General features: G+C 35.0%; 18 protein-coding genes and 2 pseudogenes. 10 read left to right on the top strand and 10 right to left on the bottom strand.

The genetic code is table 11. The features are described from left to right. Positions 1 to 294: 294 nt before the first annotated feature. The gene (locus NBW39_RS04555) at positions 295 to 1,167 is read left to right on the top strand and encodes an IS982 family transposase (protein ID WP_250294632.1); all 873 of its coding nucleotides are present in this window, start codon (positions 295 to 297) and stop codon (positions 1,165 to 1,167) included. A gap of 107 nt (positions 1,168 to 1,274) precedes the next feature. On the opposite strand, the gene mgtE is transcribed toward NBW39_RS04555, so the two are convergent. Further along, a complete protein-coding gene (gene mgtE, locus NBW39_RS04550; protein WP_250294655.1) occupies positions 1,275 to 2,645 on the bottom strand; it encodes a magnesium transporter in 1,371 nt (456 codons plus the stop codon). Positions 2,646 to 2,799: 154 nt separating this feature from the next. Here mgtE and prfB point away from each other — a divergent pair. Both prfB and NBW39_RS04540 read left to right on the top strand, forming a co-directional pair. Next, positions 2,800 to 3,904, top strand: a protein-coding gene (prfB, locus tag NBW39_RS04545; RefSeq protein ID WP_250294654.1) for a peptide chain release factor 2 whose coding sequence is annotated in 2 segments (ribosomal slippage) — positions 2,800 to 2,874 and positions 2,876 to 3,904 — 1,104 coding nt in all. Because the reading frame shifts where the segments join, the coding sequence is not laid out codon by codon here. 64 nt (positions 3,905 to 3,968) lie between these two features. Next, a complete protein-coding gene (locus NBW39_RS04540) occupies positions 3,969 to 5,459 on the top strand; it encodes an ankyrin repeat domain-containing protein (protein ID WP_250294653.1) in 1,491 nt (496 codons plus the stop codon). 23 nt (positions 5,460 to 5,482) lie between these two features. On the opposite strand, the gene NBW39_RS04535 is transcribed toward NBW39_RS04540, so the two are convergent. From NBW39_RS04535 to NBW39_RS04525, 3 genes are all read right to left on the bottom strand, one after another. Then, entirely contained in the window at positions 5,483 to 5,827 is a 345-nt protein-coding gene (locus NBW39_RS04535) for a DMT family transporter (RefSeq protein ID WP_250294652.1), read from the bottom strand. 16 nt (positions 5,828 to 5,843) lie between these two features. Beyond that, complete coding sequence (locus NBW39_RS04530) at positions 5,844 to 6,158, bottom strand: DMT family transporter (RefSeq protein WP_250294651.1); 315 nt, start codon at positions 6,156 to 6,158, stop codon at positions 5,844 to 5,846. Positions 6,159 to 6,264: 106 nt separating this feature from the next. Continuing rightward, entirely contained in the window at positions 6,265 to 7,371 is a 1,107-nt protein-coding gene (locus NBW39_RS04525) for a D-alanyl-D-alanine carboxypeptidase family protein (protein ID WP_250294650.1), read from the bottom strand. 698 nt (positions 7,372 to 8,069) lie between these two features. Between NBW39_RS04525 and NBW39_RS09240 the strand changes: the two are divergent. Both NBW39_RS09240 and dcd read left to right on the top strand, forming a co-directional pair. Next, positions 8,070 to 8,951: pseudogene (locus tag NBW39_RS09240) on the top strand (IS5 family transposase). 274 nt (positions 8,952 to 9,225) lie between these two features. Beyond that, positions 9,226 to 9,783, top strand: coding sequence for a dCTP deaminase (dcd, locus tag NBW39_RS04510; protein WP_006280485.1), 558 nt, complete (start codon positions 9,226 to 9,228; stop codon positions 9,781 to 9,783). A 4-nt stretch (positions 9,784 to 9,787) separates the two neighbouring features. Here dcd and NBW39_RS04505 read toward each other — a convergent pair whose 3' ends face one another. Further along, positions 9,788 to 10,810: a hypothetical protein gene (locus NBW39_RS04505; RefSeq protein WP_250294647.1), complete on the bottom strand. Its 1,023-nt coding sequence runs from the start codon at positions 10,808 to 10,810 to the stop codon at positions 9,788 to 9,790. 575 nt (positions 10,811 to 11,385) lie between these two features. Here NBW39_RS04505 and NBW39_RS04495 point away from each other — a divergent pair. The 5 genes and pseudogenes from NBW39_RS04495 to NBW39_RS04475 all read left to right on the top strand — a co-directional run. Beyond that, positions 11,386 to 13,256: pseudogene (locus NBW39_RS04495) on the top strand (baseplate megatron protein TIM-barrel domain-containing protein); the annotation flags it as partial. A gap of 3 nt (positions 13,257 to 13,259) precedes the next feature. Continuing rightward, the gene (locus tag NBW39_RS04490; RefSeq protein WP_370273770.1) at positions 13,260 to 14,576 is read left to right on the top strand and encodes a phage tail protein; all 1,317 of its coding nucleotides are present in this window, start codon (positions 13,260 to 13,262) and stop codon (positions 14,574 to 14,576) included. A 49-nt stretch (positions 14,577 to 14,625) separates the two neighbouring features. Beyond that, a complete protein-coding gene (locus tag NBW39_RS04485) occupies positions 14,626 to 15,435 on the top strand; it encodes a hypothetical protein (protein ID WP_250294644.1) in 810 nt (269 codons plus the stop codon). Between the two features lie 400 nt (positions 15,436 to 15,835). Then, a complete protein-coding gene (locus NBW39_RS04480; protein WP_458695375.1) occupies positions 15,836 to 17,038 on the top strand; it encodes a multidrug effflux MFS transporter in 1,203 nt (400 codons plus the stop codon). Positions 17,039 to 17,109: 71 nt separating this feature from the next. Next, positions 17,110 to 18,669 (top strand): ankyrin repeat domain-containing protein, encoded by a 1,560-nt coding sequence (locus NBW39_RS04475; RefSeq protein WP_250294643.1) that lies wholly within the window; start codon positions 17,110 to 17,112, stop codon positions 18,667 to 18,669. A gap of 64 nt (positions 18,670 to 18,733) precedes the next feature. Here NBW39_RS04475 and NBW39_RS04470 read toward each other — a convergent pair. From NBW39_RS04470 to NBW39_RS04450, 5 genes are all read right to left on the bottom strand, one after another. Next, a protein-coding gene (locus NBW39_RS04470; RefSeq protein ID WP_250294642.1) for an IS630 family transposase occupies positions 18,734 to 19,593 on the bottom strand; the annotation gives its coding sequence in 2 pieces (ribosomal slippage) (positions 18,734 to 19,269 and positions 19,269 to 19,593; 861 coding nt in all). Between the two features lie 717 nt (positions 19,594 to 20,310). Continuing rightward, the gene (gene lepA / locus NBW39_RS04465; protein WP_250294641.1) at positions 20,311 to 22,107 is read right to left on the bottom strand and encodes a translation elongation factor 4; all 1,797 of its coding nucleotides are present in this window, start codon (positions 22,105 to 22,107) and stop codon (positions 20,311 to 20,313) included. A gap of 252 nt (positions 22,108 to 22,359) precedes the next feature. Then, positions 22,360 to 25,293 (bottom strand): YhdP family protein, encoded by a 2,934-nt coding sequence (locus NBW39_RS04460; RefSeq protein ID WP_250294640.1) that lies wholly within the window; start codon positions 25,291 to 25,293, stop codon positions 22,360 to 22,362. Next, a complete protein-coding gene (gene rnhA / locus NBW39_RS04455; RefSeq protein ID WP_250294639.1) occupies positions 25,286 to 25,723 on the bottom strand; it encodes a ribonuclease HI in 438 nt (145 codons plus the stop codon). The genes NBW39_RS04460 and rnhA overlap by 8 nt, the downstream gene beginning before the upstream one ends. A 176-nt stretch (positions 25,724 to 25,899) precedes the next feature. Next, positions 25,900 to 26,787: a heme o synthase gene (locus tag NBW39_RS04450; RefSeq protein ID WP_250294638.1), complete on the bottom strand. Its 888-nt coding sequence runs from the start codon at positions 26,785 to 26,787 to the stop codon at positions 25,900 to 25,902.

Genomic DNA, 26,787 nt, shown 5'->3' with positions numbered 1-26,787 from the left:
TCCGTTCAGCAGAGTGGCAGTAAGGTAGACGAGAAAAGACAACTATAGGAACAAATATGCAAGTAGCTGACACTGGCATCCAGTCCTTTCACGCAGTTCCATCAAAAACGTTGTAAAGCGCTTTCGTGTTTACCAACTTAGTGCCCAATCTGGATCCCAGACTGGGATGACATCATAGGGGCACTGGCATGACATCATAGACCTCAGTTATGGATTAGAAAATAGATAAAAGTATAACTAAGAAGAGGGAAACAGGGTAAACTCGAGTATTTTAGTAATAATAAGAGGTTACCCATGAAGAAAGATATTACAGAACTGTACTGTTGCGTCGAGGATTTTTGTCGTGCGGTAGATGATAATTTTGCAAATAGGTTCTTATCAAACGGCAAAAAACCAACCAGAGTACCAGAAATAGCGCACTCAGAAATTCTAACCATAATCCTATTATACCATAAATCACCATGTAAAAACTTCAAGGCTTTTTATCTTTGTTATCTTCAGTTATTCTATAGATCAGAGTTTTCAAAGCTGCCTTCATATCACAGATTTATTGCCTTAAAGCCGCGAGTTTTGTGGTATTTAGCATTACTTTTGCAATGGTTTTGTGAACAAGCAAAAATGACCGGGATTTCCTACATAGATTCTACTTCAATAGCAGTATGCCATCGAAAAAGAATCTCAAGAAATAAGGTTTTCAAAGGATTAGCAGAGTTAGGAAAGAATACTTACGGCTGGTTTTTTGGTTTTAAATTACATGTAGTAATCAATGAAATAGGTGAAATTCAAGGTGTTACGCTAACCAGAGGTAACGTCGATGACAGAAAACCTGTACCAACTCTAACCAAAAAACTAACTGGACTTTTGTTTGGAGATAAGGGCTATATAAAGAAAGAGCTCTTTGAGAAACTATTCGATAGAGGTCTAAAACTCGTCACTAAAGTGAAAAAAGGTATGAAAAATGCACTGATTTCGCTGAAAGAGAAGATTTTACTAGGGAAAAGATCGATTGTTGAAACGGTTTTTGGCTGCCTAAAAAACAAATTTGAACTTGAGCACACTCGGCATAGATCCACAGTAAATTTCTTGGTACATATTTTTTCTACCCTCATTTCTTATTCAATGCAATCGAAAAAGCCCTGTATTTCTCAGCTTTACTTCGTTGGTTAATCCATAACTGGGGTCATAGGGGCTACTCGGATGACACCATCTGCCACGCAAATTGCCTGCAAATTGCAATGTTCGTACAGTTGTGGGCGGTATAGCTATAGATAGTATCAGCTGTTTAATAAAAAGATCGTAGCTAAACCAAGAAATATAAGAGCTGAGAGAATATCAGTTGTTGCCGATGTTAGGATTGAAGAAGAAACGGCAGGGTCAGACTTTAAACGATGAAGCATTATAGGAATGAAAGTTCCGATGAACGTTGCAATAATTGACATCATAATCATGGAGACCACAAAAATCATCTCTACTTTGAAGCTGTGAAACCTTATTGCTAACACTACTAATGAAATAGTAGATAAGATCACTCCGTTTATCAGACCTATTAAAAATTCTTTCATCAGTACTCTTTTTGCATTTTGCTCAGTTAGATATTTTGTTGCGATTGCCCGGATGGTTAGCGTTACTGTTTGGGATCCTGCATTTCCGCTCATTGATGCAATTATCGGCATGATTATTGGCAGTACTATAAAACTTTTTATTACATCATCGAAAAAGCCAACTACTATGGAACACATTGTTGCAGCTAAGAGGTTAAACAGTAACCAAGGTAGCCTTTTAATTATAGTTTTATGTATAGGGGCATTTATATCGGCTTTAGAAGATACACCGCTTATTTTGAGTACATCCTCTTCTGTTTCTTGTTGAACAACTTTTATCACATCTTCAATTAAGATCACACCAATAATTTTACCATTCTTATTTACTACCGGAGCTGATAATATAGAGTAATCTTTAAATATTCTTGCTACTTCCTCTTGGTCTACTCCAGTTTTAATGATTTTTATGTCATGATCCATTATCTCTTTTATTATTGTGTCTCCTGAGTGAGATATTACCTTATTTAAATTAACACTGCCTATAGGCTCTAATTTTGAGTTGATAATGAATATCTGGTGAAATCTTTCTGGTATTTTTTTATAGTTGCACACAAATTCTGTCAGTTGATTTATCGTCCAGTAATATGGAGCTATAACCATATCTTTATGTATTAACCTTCCTGCACTTTCTTCTGGGTATGATAGCAACTCCTCTACTGATTTCTGAGTCTTGCTGGGCAAATAGTAAAGTATGCTTTCTACAGACTTTCTATCCAAATCTTTCACTATGGTTACTATATCTTCTACATCAAGGAGCATTAGTAACTTTGCTGTATTTTCTATTCCCAATGTTTCTATGATCTCTATTTGTAAATCTGGCACTACATGCACTAGGGCATCACTTAACAAATGTTGATCGAGGATATTAACTAATTTCTCTCTGTGATCACTGATTGAAGTAGATAAAAAATAAGCTAACTGAACACTGTCTATCGTTTTTACAATATTACGAACATTTTCTAGCTCCTCGTTATCAAGTGATTCTATTAAGTCATCAATAGCCTTTTTGTCTAAACCATAATGAGAACTTATTTTAATATTCATTACTTTACCTTATTTTTTAATAAATATACACACTTGATTTTGTTAAACATTAAAGTATAATAAGATTATTTCAAATTAACTACTATATGGTTAAATTTCTATTTTGTTTGCTGTTATTGTTAGTAATAGTAAATATATTAAAATCTAAAGTATAATGAAAACTTATTCAGAAATTTTCGAATACTTTCAAGGCTTAAATAAAAGTATTTCTCTTATCAGGAGGTGTCTTTGACATAGAAAAATTAAAGTTGCGTCTTGAAGAGCTGGATTTCCAAGCGTCGAATGATGATCTGTGGCAAGACAATCAAAAGGCACAAGAAATTTTAAAAGAACGTTCTAAAATTAAGTATGACATAGAGTCGTTTTCAAAGCTAGAAAGCGATTACAACGATGCCATCAGCTTAATGAAGTCTGCTATTGATGAGAATGATGAAGAATTTTTCTCTGAAGTTGAAAATGAATTAGCTAAGCTAGAGAAATTAATCAAGTGTAAAGAAACAGAATCCTTATTTACTGGCGAAGCAGATAATAATGACTGCTTTTTAGAAATCCACTCAGGAGCTGGTGGAACCGAGAGCAATGATTGGGCTGAAATGCTGATGCGCATGTATGTAAGGTGGGCAGAAATTTATCACAACTTTAAAGTTGAAGTTGTAGAAAAATTAGAAGGAGAGTCGGTTGGTATAAAGTCTGCAATGATAAAAATCGTTGGAGAAAAAGCTTATGGGTGGGCAAAAAGTGAAAGTGGAATTCACAGGCTGGTTAGAATATCGCCGTTTGATGCAAATGGTAAACGTCATACCAGTTTTGCAAGTGTAGGAGTAACTCCAGTAATAGAAGATTCAATTGATATTGCTGTGGATGAAAAGGATCTAAAGATCGACACCTACCGAGCTTCTGGAGCAGGCGGTCAGCATGTGAACAAGACTGAAAGTGCGGTACGCATTACGCATATTCCAACTGGTGTTGTAGTTCAATGCCAAAATGGTCGTTCTCAACACAGAAATAAGGATGAGGCATTAAAATTACTTAAAGGACGTTTGTACCAAATTGAACTGGAAAAAAAAGAACAAAAGATGGCTGAAGAATATGGTAAAAAATGCGATATAGGCTGGGGCAATCAGATCAGATCGTACGTTATGCATCCATATCAAATGGTGAAGGATTTAAGAACTGGACATGAAGTGGGTAATATAAATTCTGTTTTTGATGGTAATATAGATTGTTTCATAGTTAGTGTGCTTACTAAGCAAAATTAGGTAGGGTTAACTTTCTTGTCATAATATATGATAATTAAAATATTGTTAAAGTAGGAGTAAAGTTATGACAATTGAACACGAGCAGTGGGAAAGAATGCTAAGTGCAATTGATGCTGACAAAAATTTAAGTAAAGATAACGTAATTGGGAAGATAAAAGAGAAATTATCACAATATTCAGATGAATATAAAGAGTGGGAAGGAGCTGGTTTTGGTGTAAACCACTTATTTGCAGTAGAATATGGATTATTGCATTTAGCTATCCACAATAATTTAGAAAATGTGGTGAATGCTCTATTGGGAGTAGAAGGAATCAATGCTAATGCAAAAAATGGATATGGAGACACTCCTTTATGTAAGGCTGCTCGCCGTGGCTGCACTAAAACAATAAGAGCTCTAATAGACAACGGAGCAGATGTTAATGAAAAAGATAATCATGAATGTACTCCTTTGCATTTGGCTTGTGAAAATGGTCAAACAGAAGTAGTAAATCTCCTATTGAAAAGAGAAGATATAGATGTTAATGCAATAAGTAAAGATGGGTATACTCCTTTACATTTGGCTACTGAAAAAGGTTACATAGAGATAGTAAAAACTCTAATAGAAGGAGAAGGAGATGTCAAAGCGGTAGATAAATATAGGAATACTCCTTTACATTTGGCTGCTAAAAAAGGTCGCATAGAGATAGTAAAAACTCTAATAGAAGCAGGAGCAAATGTTGATGCAATAGATAGAGATGGACGCACTTCCTTACATTTGGCTATTCAATATGGTTGTAAAGAAACAGTAAAAACTCTAATAGGAGCAGGAGCAAATGTTAATGCAGCAGATGAAGATAAACGCACTCCCTTGCATATAGCTACTCAATTTTGCCGTAAAGAGATAGTAAAAATTCTAGTAGAAGCAAGAGCAAATGTTAATGCAGCAGATAAATATGGATGTACTCCTTTACATTTTGCTGAAGATGCAGAGACAGTAAAAACTCTAATAGGAGCGGGAGCAAATGTTAACGCATTAGATAAAGATAAACGCACTCCCTTGCATAATGCCAAGAATGAAGAGACAGCAAAAGCTCTAATAGGAGCAGGAGCAAAGGTTAATGCAGTAGATAAAGATAAATGCACTCCCTTACATATGGCTGCTCGACGTGGTTGCAAAGAGGTAATTGAGACTTTAATAGGCAAAAGAGCAGATCTTTTGTCAAAGAATAATGATAATAAAATTCCGAGCGATTTTGACAAAAATCATTATATAGTTCGGCATGTGAATTTTCTTTTATCTGAAGAAAGAATGAAACGACATGACCAACAGGGTAAAATATCTCTTGTTGCTTTCAGTTTAACAATATTGTTTGGTACTGCTATAACGATAACACTTTTTGCAATTGGAACAATTACAGCTGGGCTATATCCTGTAATAGGAGCAGTAGTTACAGTTGTAGCAGCAGCATTAGCGGTAGCTTATACTACAGTTAGAATGTTAGAACCTAGTACTAAAATGGATGAAACGAAAGAAGCGCAAAACGTAAATGGGAATGTGCAGGAAGTATTTCCTTAATATAATTCCAATTGTGGGATCTCTTATTCCATTTTATCAACAGTTTGTTTTGCAGTATCAAACAATTTTAATCCTATAATCCCGAATGTAACTAAAATAAAGCATATTACTTCGAATAAATTAACTGGTTCATTAAATAGGTAAACTCCAAGTATCGAAGCTCCTATAGCGCCCACTCCAGTCCAAATTGCATAGCATACTCCGATAGGTATAGAACGTGTAGCGAGCGAAAGTAAATACGTACTAAGAGCCATGGAGAGTATGCTAATTATTGATGGTACGAGATGAGTAAATCCACAACTATGCTTAAGTGTTATGACCCAGAACACTTCAATTAGTGAAGCTAAGAGTAAATATATCCAATTCATGCATAAATTTTTAGGTTTAAATAGAGAGCTTTAGCCCTATGGTTCCTATTACAATTAAAACGATACATAAAACTTGAGATAAATTAATATTCTCTGTGAAAGCGGTTGCACCAATTATAGTTATTCCAATTGTGCATATTCCAGAGGAAACTGCATAGCATACTCTAATAGGTAGAAAGCATGCTGCAAGAGATAAAAAGTAAATGCTAATGATCATAATTACCAATGTTGCAATAGAAGGCACAACTTTAGTAAAACTGTTACTAAACTTTAACGTTACAGCCCACAGTATCTCTAGGATACTAGACAGCAACAAATATAACCAGCACATTTTCGTAACATTTCAATCTTGTATTGTAACAGAAATTGTTAGCTAAGGCTATACTAAAGTGCAATAGATCTCTCTTTCGAAATTACTTTGAAAGTTAATATCAAACTTAAAATAACATCCTAAAAAACTTTTCTACGAAATTCAATTCCTGCACGTCATTTGCTGCATAAAGTGGTGTAGTTTGTTGTTCAATGCCTGGTATTTCTACAAAAACTTTGCCCACTTCTTGACCTTTTTTAATTGGTGCAGGTATCATATCTTTATATTCAATACGCACCTTAATTTGGTCATGCAATTTGCGGTTGTAAGTTATGGTAACATCGTTTGCAACTGTAATAGGCACTTTTTTATCTTTTCCATAGAGAACATTTACTTCCTCAACTACACTGTCTTTAACAAATATTTTCTTAGTATTAAAATGATTTAAGGAGTATTGTATCAGTCTTTTTGCTTCTTCTATTCGCTCTTTCTCAGTGCTTAAACCATTTACGACAGCAAAAATTCTCCTATCGTTTCGTTTTGCAGATGCTACAATGCCATAACCACCAGCATTTGTATAACCGGTTTTTAAGCCGTCAACCCCAATGTCATGAAAAAGTAGAAGATTTTTATTTTTTTGTACAATTTCGTTATATGTCAGATATTGTTCAGAAAATAAATCGTAATATTCCGGAAAATCAGTGAAAATCCTTTTTGCCAGCATTACCAAGTCTTTTGCGCTCATAAAATGATCTTCGTCTGGCCATCCACTTGAGTTGACAAAATGACTGTCATTCAGGTTCAAATTTTGTGCAACCTCATTCATTTCAGCCACAAAATTCTCTTCTGATCCTGCAATGCCCTCGGCTAGCGTTATGCAGGCATCATTACCTGAGACTATTGTAATTCCTTCAAGCAGTTCTTTTACCGTAACAAACTGACCTTCTTTCAAAAACATAGAAGAGCCTTTTCTTTCCCACGCTTTTCTGCTTACTCGAAATTTATCTTCCATGGTTATTATTCCAGCTTTTAGATAATCGAATGCTACATATAAAGTCATTAGCTTACTCATTGAAGATGGGGCCATTTTTTCATCGGAATTATGGTCAAAAATGAACGAGTCTGAAGCTAAATCTAAGACTACTGCTTGCTTTGCTTTGGTTCTAAACTGGTATGAGTATGAAGAGAAAGGAAGTATAAAAACTAATAGCAAAATTACCAATCTGCTTAACATATCTATAATTTTAAATTTACAGTGCACTAATTAATAGTATAATTTTACAGGGGCATTTCAATAGATCTCTTGCATAAAACTTCCTTGACAAACTCCGCCAGTCCCCTTACTATGGTACTGAAGGTATTCAGTTATCTTCATCTGTGCAGATTAAACAGCAAGAAAACAACGTAGTTGGCGTCTTATTTTTAATTTTTTGCACTATGTGCACCTTATGTCTTCACAGTATTGCTAGCTATATAAGCTGAAACGCGCTGTTTAAGACAGTATAGTACGCCAATTTGCAGGATTAGGAAGTGAACACTAATTACCACGGGGTTTCTTTTGCCTTTTTTTCTGCTTAGTAAATTTCTTAAACATTTTAGCTAAGGTGAGTTGCACTTAAAAGCAGCTAAATTGCAGTGTTTAAGACTTAAAAAACGCCAAATACTGAAAATAGACAATGACCAGGGCTTCTTTTGCCTTTTTTTTATTTGGTAAATTTTTTAATATTTATGACTAAAAGAGCCCAAGAGAGGTCAGCGCGTGACGCTGGAATCCAGTTTTCCATATAATCTCATTGAAAACGTTTTTCTGTGCTAGTTTACAAGCAAACTTTCCTGGATCCCAGTGGGCTTTGTTGCATAGCAACCGAAAAAATCTGGCAGTTACTGACAAAATTCATTATAAAATAGCCATTTAACCTTTGAAGAAAAAATATGCCACAAAAAATGAGAGTCAGTAACCAAAACGAATATAACAAATTTCTCCAGGAAAGAGGAAATATTTTTCGTTACATCGATGAAGCTATCGAAAATTGGTATGAAAATAGTCCAAAAATGCAAGGCGGCAACTATATTTACAGTGATAAAGTCGTAATTTTGGTGCATATAATCGTCAATCTTTTTAGAATTGGTTTAAGACAAACGGTAGGGTTTATAAAAGGATATTTGCAACAAATAGGAAGAAATTTGCAGCTATTCACAAGCATCAAAAGAAACTTGATATTAAGATAAATGATTGCAGAAAATAACATGGAAGATATCGAAATTGCTATAGACAGTACAGATATACAACAACACTCCTGAAGGAAAATAGCAAAGATAGAAAGTATCGCAGCTATAGAAAATTGCATGTAATGTTGAATATATAGCTGTAAAATACAGTAACGGTCTGATCACTATGGAGCTTGTGATTTGCTAAAAGAAGTCGATTTTCAGTATGTCATAAAAGCACTATATGCAGATAGGGCATATGATAGGCACAAGTTTTATAAGTTGTGTAACGAATATGATATAAAGGCAAAAATTCCACCAATAAACAATGCGGCAGAACATCCAGAAATAGATTATATGTCTGACAGAAATGCTGCAATTAGACTAATAAAGTCATATGATTGCATAAAAAAGTGGAAAGAAAAAGTAAATTATGGGAAAAGATCTTATGTAGAAGGTTTTTTCTCGCGACTGAAACAAACATTCGGGTTTAATTTTCGGAACAAATCTGAGATAAATCGAGAAAAAGAACTGCTAATCAAATGCTATTTGCTCAATAAATTCACTGATATTGGTATGCGAAATGGCTACATGAATTTATCGTAAATTACTACCAGTATAAGGTGCGATGCAACAAAGCCCGCTGGAATCCAGTTCTTATTACCTGGTAAGTTTTCTGGATTCCAGACTGGAATGACATCGTTTACCATGTGACGAAGTACAATTTGTTAGTTAATAATCCATTGTCATCCCAGCGCCATGCGCATAACTGTACGAACATTGTGATTTGATACAAGCTACTTGCATGACAAAAGCTACAGTTTACATTTAAATTTTATTTTATATTATTGTAAGTATTACATAACTTCAAGGAACAGTTATGGCAGTTATGCCAGATAAATGGATAAGAGAAAAAGCTGAAAACTTTGGAATGATAGAGCCTTTTGTGAATCACAAAAGCAGTAAGGGGGTCATATCTTTCGGACTATCGTCTTATGGTTACGATGCAAGAGTGGATAATAAATTTAAGATTTTTACTAACGTTAATTCAGCCATCGTGGACCCTAAAAATTTCTCTGAGAATAGTTTTATAGATAAAGAAACAGACGTATGCATAATTCCACCAAATAGCTTTGTGCTTGCAAGCACAGTGGAATATTTTCGTATACCAAGAAATGTACTGGTCATTTGTGTTGGTAAATCAACTTACGCAAGATGTGGAATTATAGTAAACGTTACTCCCTTAGAACCTGGATGGGAAGGTCATGTCACACTCGAATTCTCAAACACCACTCCACTTCCTGCAAAAATTTACGCTAATGAAGGCGCATGCCAATTCGTATTTTTAAGCGGCGAAAGTGAGTGTGAAAAATCATATGATGATATGAAAGGAAAATATATGAATCAGCATGGTATCACTTTGCCGCTGGTGAAATAATCGTTTAGGTAAAGCGCGATATTGTTTTGTTATACTGAAGATTAGCAAAATGTTCTTTTATTAGTTTATCACATTCTTTGTCGCCTAAAACTGCACGTGCATGGTGGTTTTTAAATGGCTCGACATAGTTTAAAAAGAAACCTGTAGAAGGATTACTTAAAGCTTCTGCAACTTCTTTTTTTTCTTTATCATTGGAAAGCTGATTAAATAGTTCTTCTCCCTTTTTTTGCAGCTCATTTTCAAATTCCTGCTTTATAGTATTCTTATCTGCTTTTTGCAAGAAGGAAAACTCTTCAAAATTGTACAAGGAAGAGACAATACTGTTAAATGTGCCAGTAAAACATGCACTTGAACCACGACCATCACGCACTCCGTATTCTGTTTGCGATTCTACTAAATGTTTAACCAGTTGATATTTTCTCTGTGATATGCGGGTGTTAATATCTATATTATTTGCTCTAGTTTGATCGTTGCAAGCCTTCCAAACTAAATTTAAAACTTGCTTTAATGTTAACCCGCTTCCACTATGTGTACCAGGGTTATTTTTTATGCGCTTCAAGCACTCTATAGCGTGGTTTTTCTCATCATTTGTTAGTTGATCTTTATCTGTAGCTTTTTGTGTGCCATTTGCTATGCACTCTAACTGATCAATAAATCCTTCTATTTCCTCTATAAACTTATCATCCACATCAAGCTCACCGTAGTTTTCTTTTAGCTTTTGAACGTTAATATTAATTGCATTATTTACATTAGTATCATGTGTTGTTTGTGGAATACGTGCTGCCTCCATAAATGCTTCAGCTCTTTGCTCTAACCATTCCGGCATTTTGCCTCCTGCAAAAAGATATAGCTTACTCAATACCTTGGCGATTAAGAAAAACACCAGGAGAGAAATAACAAATATTATCAAAAGTACTACAGATAAACCTATGATTAACCACCTTACAGGAGCTAGCAGAATTTCTTTTGCTTTTTTAAATTTTGACGGTCTTTGTGTGTTGTCTGGTGTATTTACTACTGCTGGCATAATTAGTTTAAGTTAATATCAATATTTTTAATATACTATATTTTTTCTTATTTTGTCAACTCAAATTTCTACTTCCGCACTTTTTCATTGTTGCTTACAATAATTATAGCCACACGATTTACTCATGTATTTTTCTTAATTAAAAGCTTCAACTATTCATTGTAAGCTGTTGAATTTCTTATCATAGTATCTGTCATCCAAGTAGCCCCTTTCTTGTCATCCCAGTGCCTTGACTACTTGGATCCAGAAAAAAGGATGGTGTCATGCAAGTAGCTGACACTGGAATCCAGCTTTCTATGTGACCTCATCAAAAATGTTTATTTTTCAGCCATTTTTATACTTATCAACTCAGTGTGCTTGCTTACAATTAAAATTCCTGGATCCCAGTGTCGGAGCACTGGGATGACAAAGGAGGAAGCACTTGGATGACAAGAGAATGAGGTACTAGATTCTAGCGTCACGCGCTACCGCGGACTGTACCGTCTTTGTCATCCTATGGCTTGACCATAGGATCTATTTTAAGAGTAGATCCCAGTGCTCCGACACTGGGATGACACTAACAAAGGAGGATTATCATGTCCACAATAATTTTATCATCAATTTTTGGTCAAATTTTTGGTCCAATTGGCCAGATTATCGGCTCAGAACTCGGTGCTCTTCTTGGTGCGCAGCTTGATGGTGCGATGTTTAGCCTTGATGCTGAGCAGAAAGTAACGCATGGTGCGAGACTAAAAAATCTGCAAGTTCAAACCTCAACCTATGGAAGGACGATACCAATTATCTATGGCACTGCTCGCATTGCAGGGAATATTATTTGGGCGCAGCCAATCAAAGAAGAGGCGATAACCACCAAAAGTAAAATTGGAAGAGGTATGAATGTTGAGTATAATTACTATGCAACGCTTGCAATTGCGATCTGCAAGGGGAAAGTAGAAAAATTAAATAGAATCTGGGCGGATACAACATCACTTAGCTTTGATGAAATAGATTATACTTTTTACCGCGGTACAGAAGATCAAAATCCTGATCCATTCATATCGTCTATTGAAGGAGAAAAAAACGTGCCAGCTTATAGGGGAGTATCTTACATAGTCATCAAAAACTTTCCTTTAGCAGACTATAATAATCGTGTTCCGGTATTTACATTTGAAGTGCAAACTGCATTAAAGCCCGTTGGGTTTTCAATAGCGGAAAATATTCGGAATATCAATATAATACCAGGCTCAGGAGAGTTTGTATATGATACAAAAATACAGAAGAAAATCGCGCAAGAGAAAATAAGCAGCAACCAATATATCCCATATGGGCTGGCACAAAGGGTAAATCATAACAACCACACTAAAAAGAGCGATGCAGTGCTTTCTTTGGATCAATTAAAAGAAGATTTGCCAAATGTTGAGTGGGTATCGGTAGTAGTCAATTGGTTTGTGAATGATCTGAACATTAAAGATTGTAAAATATACCCTGCAGTTGAGTTTCAAGATGATTCCGCAATATTACCTGATGATTGGCAAGTAGGGGGTGTAACCAGAGATAATGCTCAACTAATTTCAAAAGATGCGAGTGGAAACCCAAGATATGGTGGCACAGTTAGTGATGCAGCGCTAATAAGATATATAGAAGAGCTGCATAGCAGAGGTTATAAGGTGATGCTCTATCCAATGCCCTTACTTGATACAAAGAACAAAGAGTGGCGAGGAAGATTGAGTGGGGCTCCTGAAGATATAAGTGATTTTTTTAAGAATCAGTACAACAAATTTATAGAGCATTATGCAAGCATTGCCAAACAAACTAAAGTGGAAGGGTTTATCATCGGTTCTGAACTTGTGCGGCTTACCAAAATTAGAGATGAACAAGGTAATTACCCTGCCGTTATAGAGCTAGTTAAGCTTGCAAAGCGAATAAAACTTCAGCTTGGAAAAGAAGTAACAGTTACCTACGCCGCAGATTGGAGCGAATATCATTCATATGATGGTTGGTATAATATGGATGAACTGTGGTCTTCGGAGTACATCGACGTTGTTGGCATAGATGCTTATTTTCCACTGACTGATGGTCCAGAGCCTCCTTTTGGTTATTCCGCGGAAGATGTAATGGGTGGTTGGAGCAGTGGAGTGGGGTATGATTATTTCTATGATTACTCAAAGAGTGAGCCTGAAAAAGCAAAGTATAACGACAGCAGGTATGCGTGGAAAAACATAGCAAAATGGTGGAGTGAAACTCACATAAACCCCGGTGGTAGTAAAACAAAATGGCAACCAAAAATGAAAAAATATGGTTTACTGAATATGGATTTCCCAGTATGAACGGCTGCACTAATGAGCCAAATGTGTTTGTTGACAAAGGCAGCATAGAGAGCAAATATCCACGATATTCAAACGGAGAGGTGAGCTTTCTTTCACAAAAAATTGCAATTGAAGGAACGCTAAAGAAGTGGCAAAGCTCAGAAATGGTAGAAAAAATGTTTCTCTGGGCATGGGATGCAAGGCCATTTCCTTACTTTCCCAATTTGTGTGATATGTGGACTGACTGCCATAACTGGCAGACAGGCCATTGGATTCAGGGAAAGCTTTCACAGCTTAATATTTCCGATGTTTTATCGGATCTGTTACAAAAAACAGGTTTAAAAAGTGACCAGTTCGATACGAGTGATGTTAAAGGATTATTGTCTGGATATGTGATAAACGACCAGCAACCCGTACGTTCTATTATTAAAATGCTGCAAAGTTGCTATTTTTTTGATGTGGTTGAACAGGGCTCTAAACTGAAATTTGTCCAAAAGAGCAGGGGAGTTACGACTGGAATATCAATTGATGAAATGGTTTTCAGTAACAATTCAAAACTTGTTAATATTAGTCAACTGGATTTAAACAATAAAGTTAACATCGTTTACTTTAACCGCAATTTTGGCTATCCAATTGATGTTAAATATGCTGAGTTGCCAAAGCAAGGCACTGCTATAACAGTTGAAATACCGCTCATTATGGAGGAGGGAGAGGCGCAAAATATAGCTGAGGTTTTACTTTATTCTTCGTGGCAAGAGAGAAATATATACAATTTCAAGCTACCGATAAAATATGCATGGCTTGCGCCAAGTGATGTAATGAAGATTTTAGACGGTGAGAAAAAGCATACGGTGAGAATTATAAAAACGAAATTTGAAAGCATGGCCATTCAAGTAATTGGCATTGGTTATGATCACTCTATATATAAGCTTTCTTTTCCTTCAACAAGGTCACTTATGCTGAAGGAATACCCTCCTTCTCACATCAGCAAAACCATCGTAGAAATGATAGATTTACCGCATGTTAAAGGTAATATCGCAAGCTTTACTTTAATTGGTGAGGAAAGGAATTGGAAGGGAGCAACGCTCTTTATTTCGTACAACGATAAGGATTATAAGCCTATCGCAAGCACAAATAAACAGTCTACTTACGGATATGTAATGGAATCTACCGATGAGGGGCTTGTAATAGTATTACGTTTTGGTAAGCTGTCAACAATTGCAAATTTAGCATTAGTTGGCAAAGAGGTAATAAAGTTCGAAAGTGCAAAGCTTATAGGTAAGAATAAATATCAGCTTAGCAACCTAATCAGAGGACAAGAAGGCACTAAAGAATATGATCATGCCACAGGTGAAAAATTTGTTCTACTTGATGATTCAATAATATCTTTCGAAGTGCAACCAGGGAAAAAATTTTACCTGAAAGCAGTTACTTATGGTGATTCATTGGATAACACGGAAATGAAAGGCCTTGGTAATTAAAGTTTAATACAATATGTATAGGATTGAATTTTAATGGCAAAGGTATGATATGTCAAAGAAAATAGTTGATGCATTGAAAGCTAAAGTGAGGGAGAGTAAATGTAATAATTTAAGATCTACAGAAGAAACGCTCAATAGCGGGTATGAGTTTGTTTATGAATTTGCTCATAATTTTATTATTAATGGAAAGGTAATAGCTAATGACTTCATTAGCAACATATGTTCAAAACATAAAAATCTGATTCAACAAGATAAAAACGGCAAAAAGGATTATCGTCTATTTGCTAAAGCAGTTTTTACAGAAATGTTTGAGTATGCTAGTGCAAAGGTTCCCAATGACTCTGTTATAGAAAAATTGATAACTGATTATAGTACGTTCAACAATAGGAGTACGTATATAACGCTTGTCCTTTCTCATGATCAAGCACTTCATCCGTTTGAATTGCACATAGGTAATATCTACTCTTCCCTCAAACCAAAAAGAATTTGTATGAATTGTGATGATCCCAATTGTCTAAAGTTCAATTTTAGTATGAATGAGAGTGTATATAGTGGCCAAGATTTAATATGCGATCTGCACAATTCGGTAGAGTTTAAGCTGAAATATAAGGATGGAAATGTAACATATGAAGATGGTAAAGTATCTCTTGTTATTCCTAGAGAGTTGAAAGACTACAAAGTAAATGATAAGAATCTGTTTGATATTATTGTTGAATATTTTCAAAAAATTTGTGAAAAATTAGGTTTTAAATTTGAGACTAAAATAGAACATAGCCTTGGTAAACCACTAAAGGTAGTAAGTGAGGCAAATGCATCTTCTATTGAAAACTTAAAGCTTAAAGTGAATAATCCAGGATAAAATATTGAAATTCGCGCTTTTTATGATTTTAGCTTAAGATTCCAGTGTCAAAGCACATAACTGTACGAACATTGTGATTTGAATCCACTAGGAGGGTGTCATCTAAGTAGCTCCTTTCTCGTCATCCAAGTAGCCTCCTTCTCCTGTCATCCCAGTAGCCTCCTTCTCCTGTCATCCCAGTGCCCAGACACTGGGATCCAGAAAATTTAACTTTAAATAAGTGGCTGCATGCATAATAAAGACTAGATCCAAGTAGTCATGGCACTTGGATGACACCCTACTGGATAGAACCTTCACAGGCTTTTTCTCGAATAGCTACTCTTAATTTCAGTAGTTAAATTAATATACTAATGAAAAAAATATATTATAATCAAGTATATTTAATCCAGTAAATCATTAAGTGAAAACAGCTCTTTCGCAAAATATCATCTCTCTTATTATGATATTGTCTGTAGCAATTGTCGATATGGCAACTGACCTATACTCAGTTGCACTACCAAGCATTGCCAATTATTTTAAAGTAGAAGGCAGTGTAGTGCAGCTTACAATTAGCTTGAATCTAGTTGGATTTGCAGTATCTGGATTAATTTATGGGCCATTATCGGACCATTATGGTAGGCGTCCAATGATGCTGATTGGTATGACAATTTTTACTTTGGCAAGTGTCATGTGTTATATAGCCGACAGTATTATGCTCTTGATACTAATTCGCTTCATACAAGGAGCAGGGGCTGGTGTTGCAGGGGTTGTTGGGTATGCAGCAATAAGGGATATGTACTCGGGTAGTGAATACTCGAGAGTAATTTCAAAATTAAATATGGTTGTGGCACTCTCACCTGGAATAGCTCCAGTGGTGGGCAGTTATATAATTTCACATGGTTATCATTGGAAATTTTTGTTTTTTATTATTTCACTCGCAGCAATTGCTATACTTATTTTTATCTACTTTAAGTTACAAGAAACACTCACTGTAAATAAAAATGAAACCAGTATAACTAACATAACTACTAATATCTTCAAGCAATATATATCAATATTTAGAAATTATCGTTTCCTTGGGTTTTCAGCCATTCATGGATTAACTTTCATGTGGCTTTGGGCATACATTGCTAACTACCCGTTCATATTTGAATCGATGGGCATTGAAGTACAGTATTTTGGCTACCTCATATCGATCATAGTCATATTTTACATAATTGGAACTTTAATTAATAGAAGGTATGTACCAAAAGTAGGGGTTAGCAAAATGCTAATAATAGGTTTGGTGTTACCGATAATATCCGATAGTTTATTGGTATATTTTTATTTCGCGGACAAGTTAAATATATTAATTCTTCAAACTGTTTGGATTCCAGCCAATATCGGACTTGCATTAATAATAAGCAATAACGTAACTTCTGCTTTAGAAACGATCAAAGGTATAGGGCTTGGTAGTGCAGTCCTCTCATTCTGCAATATGATGTTTGGGGCTATTGGAATATATATAGTAGGAAAATTTTTTCGCTATGGTATTTTACCAAATTTACTATTAACAATAGCATGCTCTACAATTGCGATTCTTATGTACAGCCTGCTCAAATGTACTGAAAAACACGAAGAATAACCATGTAACCCAGAGCTCATAGATTATTAACGCCTTTATCATAATAATACAGTTTTACAGAGAGGTGTGGGATGAGTGATTCAATAGGTAATAATAGACCTAAAACTGTTGTTAAAGTAAGTGGTGACGAGGACAGAGTACAGAATTATAATAAAGGAAATTCCCTCAATAGTGAACATGATTACTCGGACAATCTAAAGGAAATTAAAATATGGTTTGGTGAGTCCTCACTCATAGTGAACAGAGCTTCATTAGATCAAAATATTCATAGTGTTAGAACAATCTTTTCAGAATGCATCAACGATAATGTCGATAAGATATCAGTCACAGTTTTAGATAAAGATCACTTGAAACAAAATAGAAATGACTTTGAAAATCCGAACAGTATTCATGTGAATTTTGATTCTGGAAATCAAGTATTAGTTTACTCGTGGCCTAATTACCATCAGTTCGATGAAAATAAATGGAATAATTTTTTATTACAGCTGGAAGAGAAACACGATCTAGGATTTATTGGAACTGGTGTGCTCCAATTCAAATACAAAGGTTTTAATTATCGTGTATATCCTCCATTTGTTAGCCTTGATCATGGGAAAGCTTTTGATTACTATAAACCTGAAGTTTTTAGCTTCTCACCAACAGAAATAAGTCAAATTATAGAAGATATCAAAGAATCTCATCAATCAATAGAAAAGAAAATTATTGATCATTACCAATTATTAAAAAAAGATTTTGTTAAAAACGGTGAAGGTTACATACATATAAAGGCTGGTATTGATGAAAACAATGTAAAGAATTTTACTAATGTATTCTACACCAACAGATCTGACGATATTCATAACAACCCAATAGAAGAGGCATTTGTTAAGGAAGAAGAACATTACAAAGCAGGGGGTATGTTACATAACGCTGTTTACATGAACAATGAATCTATTTTAAAAAAGCTCTTAGAAATTCCATCTTATGATGTTAATGCAGTAAACAAAAATGATAGGACTCCTTTACATTTAGCCGCCAAATATGGCAGAGAAGGCATGGTAGAAATGCTATTAAATGAAGAGGCGAAGGTTGATGTAGTAGATAATCGTGGTAGGACTCCTTTACATTTGGCTGCTCAATATAACGAAAAAAAAGAGATAGTAGAAATGCTATTAAATAAAGGAGCAAAGGTTGATATAGCAGATAGCCGCGGCAGGACTCCTTTACATTTGGCTGCTGTAAATGGCCATAAAGATGTGGTAGAAGCTCTATTAAAAGCAAATGGAATCAACGTTAATGCAGTAGATGAAGATGGAAAGACTCCTTTCGATTTGGCCACTGATGACAAAATAAAAACTCTATTGCAACCCACAGAAAAATCTGATCCAGTGGATGAATCATTTAAGGATAGTGAAGGGGTTCAAGAAGAAGATGCAGAACCTGCACAAACAGAAGAACAGCCGAGCTCTTTTTTTGGTAGTTTGTTTAGTATACTTATGAAGCCTTTTTCATTAATTGCATCATTTTTTGGTGGTTTTTTTTCATGGTTGTTTGGGTCTGATGAGCCAACACAATCATCATCTGAATCTGACCCATTAGTTGAATCAGACTCACCGCCTAGTTCATCTGATGATTTATTTCTATTTGAATAGTGCCACGCGCTACCACTTCCGTGAATATTGCTCTTATAGCACTTCTCATAATAATCCGAACAGATCATAGAAAGGCAGAATCAACAGCATGACGAAAAGACTTGAATAGAGGAATGTTTTTCCTGACTCTGTTTTTTATAGCAAACCAATGATGTTCAATTTTGTTAAAATCTGGAGAATACGGTGGCAGATACAAAATTTCTGCACCAATCCCTTTAGCAAGCTTAATGATCTTATCAGACTTATGAAAAGTAGCATTGTCAAGAATGACAGTTTGTCCAGGTTCCAAGGTCGGTATCAAAAATTGCTCAAACCATCCATTAAAAATATCCATATTACAGTGGCCTTCAAAGGTTAATGGAGCAACTATTTTTCTTTCACTTAAAGCTGCAATCATACTGATTCGTTGAGTTTTCTTCCCAGATTTTAGGGCATAAAACCGCTGTCCCTTCTGACAATATCCATAGGGGTAGTCTTCAGTGTTGTCAATGCCAGACTCATCTATATACACTAAGTTTTTAGGTTCTTTTGTTGCTATAATTTTCAAGAATTTAGCACGTTTTTCTTCGCTTCTTTCCTTGTACCCATAGGTCTTTTTTTGCGTGTAAATCCAATTTTTTTCAGGGCTCGGTGGATAGTTTGGATACTAACGTTGCTCCAAAGTTTAGCCATTTCCAATAGAGTCTTTCCTCCGTTTTCTCTGGCAAATTTAGCAAAGGCATCCCAGTCGGTAATTTTGTGATTGTAACCTCCATTTCCAAGTTTTTTTGATTGAAAGTCACCTGTTTCTTTTCTTCTTTGCTGCCACTCCCACAAAGTAGTTCGTCCAATTTTAAATCTTGCTGCCACTGTTTCTCTGCTTTCTCCCTCGTCTAGAGCTTCCATTGCTTTTTTCCTTAAGTCATAACTATATGCTGCTGGCATACCTACCTTCACTACTACAAATCCTTATTTTACCTTATTTGGACTATTATGAAAAGTACTATAATTTGTAACTGTATCTGTTTAGAGGAGTGGCTAATGTGCAAATATTGAAGCAAAGTGCGTGACACACAGCTGTACGAACATTGCAATATGGTACATAGTAAACAATGTCATTCCAGTCTGAAATCCAGCTTTTTCATAATCATCAAAATGTTGTATTTTAACATAAAACGGCTACTTTTATGCTTACCAACTTAATAAAATTCCTGGATCCCAGACTGGGATGACACCATTTGTTGTAAACTCACTTTTACTCTATGGTCTTGCCGCTATCCTGAACGGATACTTGTAACTAACCTAAGCTATAAATATTAAGAAATTTAGTAACCGTTCACGGAGATAAGAGGATTTACAAAGGTAGCAAAAAAGTATCTGTTCAGCAGAGTGGCAAAATAAGGTAGACGAGAAAAGACAACTATAGGAACAAATGGGTGTCATGCAAGTAGCTGACACTGGCATCCAGTTCTTTCGCGCAGTTCCATCAAAAACGTTGTAAAGCGCTTTCGTGTTTACCAACTTAGTGCCCAATCTGGATCCCAGACTGGGATGACAAGAAAGGGAGCACTGGAATTTTTGTTTCAATATTTGTACATGAGCCATGCATCTGAACAGATACGCAAAAAAAATGTAAAGATATAGCAAGAAGTCTTTTTAAGATCAATCACTTATCTTCAAGGCTTGAATGAAAGCATTCTGTGGAATATTTACGTTCCCTATAGAATGTAACCTTTTTTTACCCTTCTTTTGCTTTTCAAGTAGTTTCATTCTTCGTGTCACATCTCCACCATAGAGTTTAGCTGTTACATCTTTTCTGTATGGGTTAATCGTTTCTCTGGCAATAATTTTTCCGCCCACTGCCGCTTGAATCGCGATTTTATATTGCTGACGTGGTATTAGATCCTTCAAGCGTGCGCATATTTCACGCCCCCTTTTTTCTGCTCTGCTTTTGTGAGCGATACAAGCCAGTGCATCTACGGGTTCTCCATTAATTAAAAAGCTTAATTTATCTATTTGACTTTCCCGATAACTAGAGATTTCCCAATCCAAACTTGCATATCCCTTAGAAATTGATTTTAATCGATCATAAAAGTCAAAAACAACTTCAGACAGTGGCAACTTATATTTTAATAATGCTGTTGTTGTGTTGCCAATATATGACAAATCTTCCTGTTCTCCCCTCCTTTCTTCACATAGAGACAGAATATCACCTAAGTATTGATCAGGAACCATTATGGTTGCAGTAATCCATGGCTCTTCCACAATTTCAATTTTCGTTGGATCTGGCATATCACTTGGGTTATGAATATTCAAAACTTCACCACTTCGTGTTGTAACTCTATATATAACACTCGGTGCAGTTGCTGTTAAGTCTAAATCAAATTCTCTCTCGAGCCTTTCTTGAATAACTTCAAGATGCAACATTCCCAAAAAACCACAACGAAATCCATAGCCAAGCGCATTTGACGTTTCAGCCTCGAAGGTAAAACTTGCATCATTTAAATGTAACTTTTCTAGAGCTTCCCTTAGATATTTAAAATCATCCGTTTTATGAGGGAAAATGCTACAAAACACCACAGGATGCACTTCTTTAAATCCAGGAAGTGCCTTACTACAAGGTCTTTTTTCCTCAGTGATAGTGTCTCCTACCTTGCAGTCTGCTACTTCCTTCATTGAAGCAGTTATAAAACCAACTTCACCCGCTGAAAGCTCTCTTGTCATAACTTTTTTAGGGGTGAAAATACCGATATTTTCTATCTGATATGTAGCATTATTAGACATCATAACAATTCTCATGCCTTTTTTTAGCACTCCATTTTTAACTCGCACTAAAATCACTACTCCTAAGTAAGTGTCATACCAACTATCAACTAAAATTGCTTGCAATGGAGCATTTACATCACCTTGAGGAGCTGGAAGTTTTGCTACTATTGCTTCCAGTACATCCTTTATTCCAAGACCAGTCTTGGCTGATATTAAAACTGACTCACTTGCGTCAATACCAATTATTTCCTCAACCTGAAGTTTTACCTTTTCTGGATCTGCAGCAGGAAGATCAACTTTATTGAGCACAACTATTATTTCATGATTGTTATCAATAGCTTTATATACATTTGCAAGGGTCTGCGCTTCAACACCTTGGCTACTATCTACCACTAAAAGCGAACCTTCACATGCAGCTAGGCTTCGACTTACCTCATAAGAAAAGTCAACGTGACCTGGGGTGTCCATGAGATTTAGGCAATATTGATTGCCATCGTTTGCCGTATAATTGAGTTTTACCGTCTGTGCTTTAATTGTAATGCCACGTTCACGCTCTATATCCATTGAATCGAGTATTTGATTGGTCATTTCTCTTGCTTCAAGGCCGTTACATTCCTCTATTAAACGGTCAGCAAGCGTTGACTTACCGTGGTCTATATGCGCTATTATTGCAAAATTTCTTATGTTGTTCATTGATGGCTATTTTATTTAAGTAGAGCCATTTTACACTTTAAGTGTTGTCAGGGCAATTATTTATGTATATAGGAACTTCTTTCTTCTATAAGCATTAGCGTACAACTACTGATGCACCCTGACTAACTAATATGAGAGTTGCTGTCTGAAAGAAGCAAAAATGGTTGCTGAGAGGCGGTGTTTCTCATATTTTCCATAATATCTATTATGTAATTTTCGATACTAACCCTCAACCTTTTAAAAACCTTTTGGTCATACCAAACCAAATTTCTTTTTCACACCACCTTTTAAGCCACCGATGACAGCTTCGTTAGTTTTTGTCATAATGCGATCAAACACTCCCAATAACCTCTTTAATAGGTTTGGAGTTAGCGAAGAGATAAGATCAACAGATACGTTATTGTTTTTGTCATCACCACTTGCTTTATAGTCTATTGAAATGATTCCCCTACTTTTTCCGCCAGTAAGAAGTTTCCCAATTATAGGAATTTTTAACAAAGATTTATTAATTGAATATGCTGGTATTACCTGTCCTTCAACTTGGAATTTATAATTTCTAATGTCGAGCTTACCGCTAGTGCTAATGCCTAATTCCGCCCCTTCAAGCCAAGATTCTTCAATTTCGACAGAGCCATCTTTATATGAGAAAGGTACATTACATTTATAAAAGTATACACCTTCATCCTTTATAGCATTCACAATACCAGGAAGCGAAGACATCGATAATAAAGTAGTGAGTAGTGGAGCATCTTTGATATAGAAATTACTAATAGATAACATGCCATAATGTTCTTCATTTTCTCTCTGAGGAGATAGATAAAGAGAAAGTTTACCATTTTTGACTGATTTACTAATGCCTAAAGAACGCAAAAGCATACCTGAATTATCCGCATATATTTCGAGCCCTACTCCACTATATTCCGCTAGTATGTTGCTGCTATCTTCTAGAAACTGTCCTGTAAATTGACTTCCATTGCAATTACCTTTAGTACAGGTTACATTCAGCTTAGCATTTTTGATAACGATGCCTTCTTTCATAATTACATTGTCAACATTCATACTGACTTCTATGTTACTGCTTGATCCACTACTATTTCTGCTAAGTAAACCTAAAATATCACTCAAATTAATTTTCTCACCATAAATAGTTATGGCATTCTTCTCCTTACCTGATTCAATTTCTATACTAAAATCATTATCAGGCAATTTAAAACTACTAGAATTTAAATATAAATTTCCATTTTTTAATACTCCGCTGAGTTTTATATCTAAATCACTTCCTACAATGTCTAATTTATCTATTAACAATTCATCGGCACCTTTTAACTTTACAGAGAACAAAACTTTATTATGATCTTCAAAGTGATTTTTCCACCCAAAATAACTTGAACGTGATTCAAGCTCCGATAAATCTATATTACCATTAACATGCCCCGTCTTATCTTGATTTATCACCGATTCTATATTTGTATTGACATAGCCACTATCAAAATCAAGTATTTGAGCGGGTAAATCTCCGGTCAAATTCCAGGCAAAACTTTCATTCCTATTGCTACTTTTTAGGTCAAATAATAGCTGTGTGTTATTCACCATACCACTACCATTTAAATCTATAAAGTCACTGCCAAAACTAAGCTTAATGTCATATTTACCAAGACTTGCATTATAGACGGCCAAATTGTCAATTTCAGAATGAAAATTGGCCGAAAAATCTACTTTTTTGTCATCAACGTTTAGATTAAAAATGCGAAAATTAAATACGGATTTTGCCATTCCACTTACTTTATCCCTTTCAACCTTCACCACATCATCCAGCTTAAATCTTATAGGCTCATATAAACCATACGCATCACTTACAGCTTGGCCATTAATGGTTAGAACTGAATTTTCCTTATTGAGAGATTTCATTTCAATATCACCGCCATTAATAGTGAAATTCTGAAACTTAGCACTATTTACAGTAATTTTAAGATCGTTATTCTTGATGATCAAATCACTCTTTAGTTCCTTTACTTGCTCAAAATCTTCATCAAATTTTACGCTACCATTTTCTATATCAGCAACAATTACAATGTCTGACAGATCGTCATCAACCAAATTGTTAATTTTGCCATTGAAACTTACAATGGTATTTAAAACATCCCCATTAATATTATCACAATACCAGCTTTTAAATTTACTATTCACTACACCATCTGGTACATAAGTACATAAATCCTTTGCAGCAAACTTACTAATATTAATTCTAAGCAAAGCATGACTTGTACTAAAGTTCATTTTGCCTATCAAAGAAAGATACATACCATTTAATTTAAAGTGGAAGTTTTTTACACTAATAATTCCATCACTATATGTTAAATTTATATTTACATTAGTTAAGGCCAAATTTTTGTTCAAAGAATTTTCTACATTCAATACGTATATATTTCCATCTACAATTTCGTCCTTTTTATTAATTTTCACTGAGAAGCTTCCTTTGAATCCTATATTTTTGTCCAAATTGTAGCTTTTAACTAATGTAGAAAACTCGCTCAATAGTCCCAATTTTAGATTATAAAATGTCCCGTACACATTTAGCAAATTGTTGCGATTTTTTATCGTAATTGACAAATCATCCAAAAATCCCTTTCCATCTTTTGTATTTACATGAATATCTAAAACATTAAAATCTTCCCCCTTCCCTATATATAATTTATCAATAAAAAATTTATCTTCTGTGCCTTTATTAATAGCGATGTTAGTAAATTCAATTTTTGAACCCGCATTTAAGTCAAAAAAAAATTCCCTTACTGTTTTTACTGAGTTTTGCAGATTAAAATTTACTGCTTTAAAGTCAGCTTCTTTCTGATTGATATATACATGCACATTATCAGCTGAAACCTGAGAGAGATTTGTGCTAGCTTTAAATAAGGAACTTAACTTAAAATGTACAAAAAGCTCAGGAACTTTTATAGTAAAATTGGGGTTTACTATTGCCAAATCTGTAATGACTAAATACGCATCTTTCTGCCAAACAACTGAGGTATTCTCCATATTAACGCTTGAGCCAACAAATATTTTTGATATTTTATGTTTAACATAAAAATTAATATAATTAATATTGATTTCTAAAGGCTTTAAAAAAATAAAGAAGCACAATATGAACAATAAAGCTACGGAAAATAATATAGTAATTTTTTTAAGCATCGATTATTGCTTTTCTTGCTAAACTATCAGCCTCCTCATTATACTTATCGCCACTGTGTGCTTTAACCCACTTCCAATCAATTTCGTGTTGTAAAGCAACGTTGTCTAGCTCTTTCCACAATTCCATATTTTTTACTGATTTTTTATTACTTGTTTTCCAGCCATTCATTTTCCACTTATTTATCCATTCTGTTATGCCATACTTAATATAAAGACTATCCGTATATAAATTAATATTACAAGAAAATTTCAATACTTTCAGCCCATTGATCACCGCTGTTAACTCCATTTTATTGTTTGTGGTATTTTCTTCTCTACCATAAATGTCTTTTCTGTAATCTTGAAATAATATGATAGCTGCCCATCCTCCTGCTCCAGGATTACCAGAACACGCTCCATCCGTGTATATTATCACTTCCTTTTTGCTCATCTTTAACTGTAATGAATTAATAAAGTATATAGTTGCTTTTATGAAAGCACAATTTCTAAAGGTAGTTTAAGCTGCACCTTTAAATTTTATTATAGAAACAAAAAAAAGTGTGACAACGAGCATTACCAAAAGGAAAAGTAAAAAATAGTTTTTGTGCTTCTGCCGTTCTTTCATAATTAAAATAAATCAATAGAACAAAAAATAATACTAGCAAAAAGGAAGAATAGATAAGAAATTGAATAAGAAAACATTTGTTTCTGTGAAGTGTGGTTCTTGAATCTGAGAATTGATATAGCGTACCAAATAAAGATGCAACCTGCAAAAATTGCCATACTTAGGTAAAATAGAGTCTTCTTCAAGAATAGAGCTGGAAGCAAGCTAGTTAGCACCAGCAAAACACTATAAATTAATATATACCTTCTTGTTTTCTTTGGACCATAAACAATATTGAACATTGGAATCGATGCCTTTGCATAGTCTTCAGACTTATTTAAAGATAAGGCCCAAAAGTGTGGTGGAGTCCAGATAAAAATTACTAAAAATAAAATGAAACTTTCCCAACTTACAGAATTAGTCACAGCTGCCCAGCCAATCATTGGAGGGAAAGCACCTGCTGCACCACCGATAACGATATTCTGCGGAGTGCGTCTTTTGAGCCAGATCGTATATACGAAAACGTAAAACAATATGCTGATTGCAAGTAAAACAGCAGAAATATAGTTTACTGCTATTGCCATGATAAATACTGACAATATTCCAAGAGTTATACCAAATTCAAGCGCACTTTCTGCAAGAATTCTGCCTGAGGGTATAGGGCGGTTTTTTGTCCTTTCCATGAGCAGATCTATGTCTCTGTCATACCACATATTTATAGCACCTGCAGATCCTGAGCCAAGAGCAACACATACAAGAGATATTAGTGCTAGAAAAGGGTGCATACCACCTGGTGCAGTAACCATACCAGCAACTGCAGTAAATACCACAAGATACATTATCCTTGGCTTCAGCAAACGCCAAAAATCCAGTATTGTTGATTCAACATTTAGCAAAACACTTGTGTACAT

Origin of the sequence: Wolbachia endosymbiont of Oedothorax gibbosus, assembly GCF_936270435.1 — a bacterium.
GTDB lineage: Bacteria > Pseudomonadota > Alphaproteobacteria > Rickettsiales > Anaplasmataceae > Wolbachia.
The sequence above is the reverse complement of the archived record's forward strand: the minus strand, read 5'-3'. Positions and strand labels throughout refer to the sequence as shown.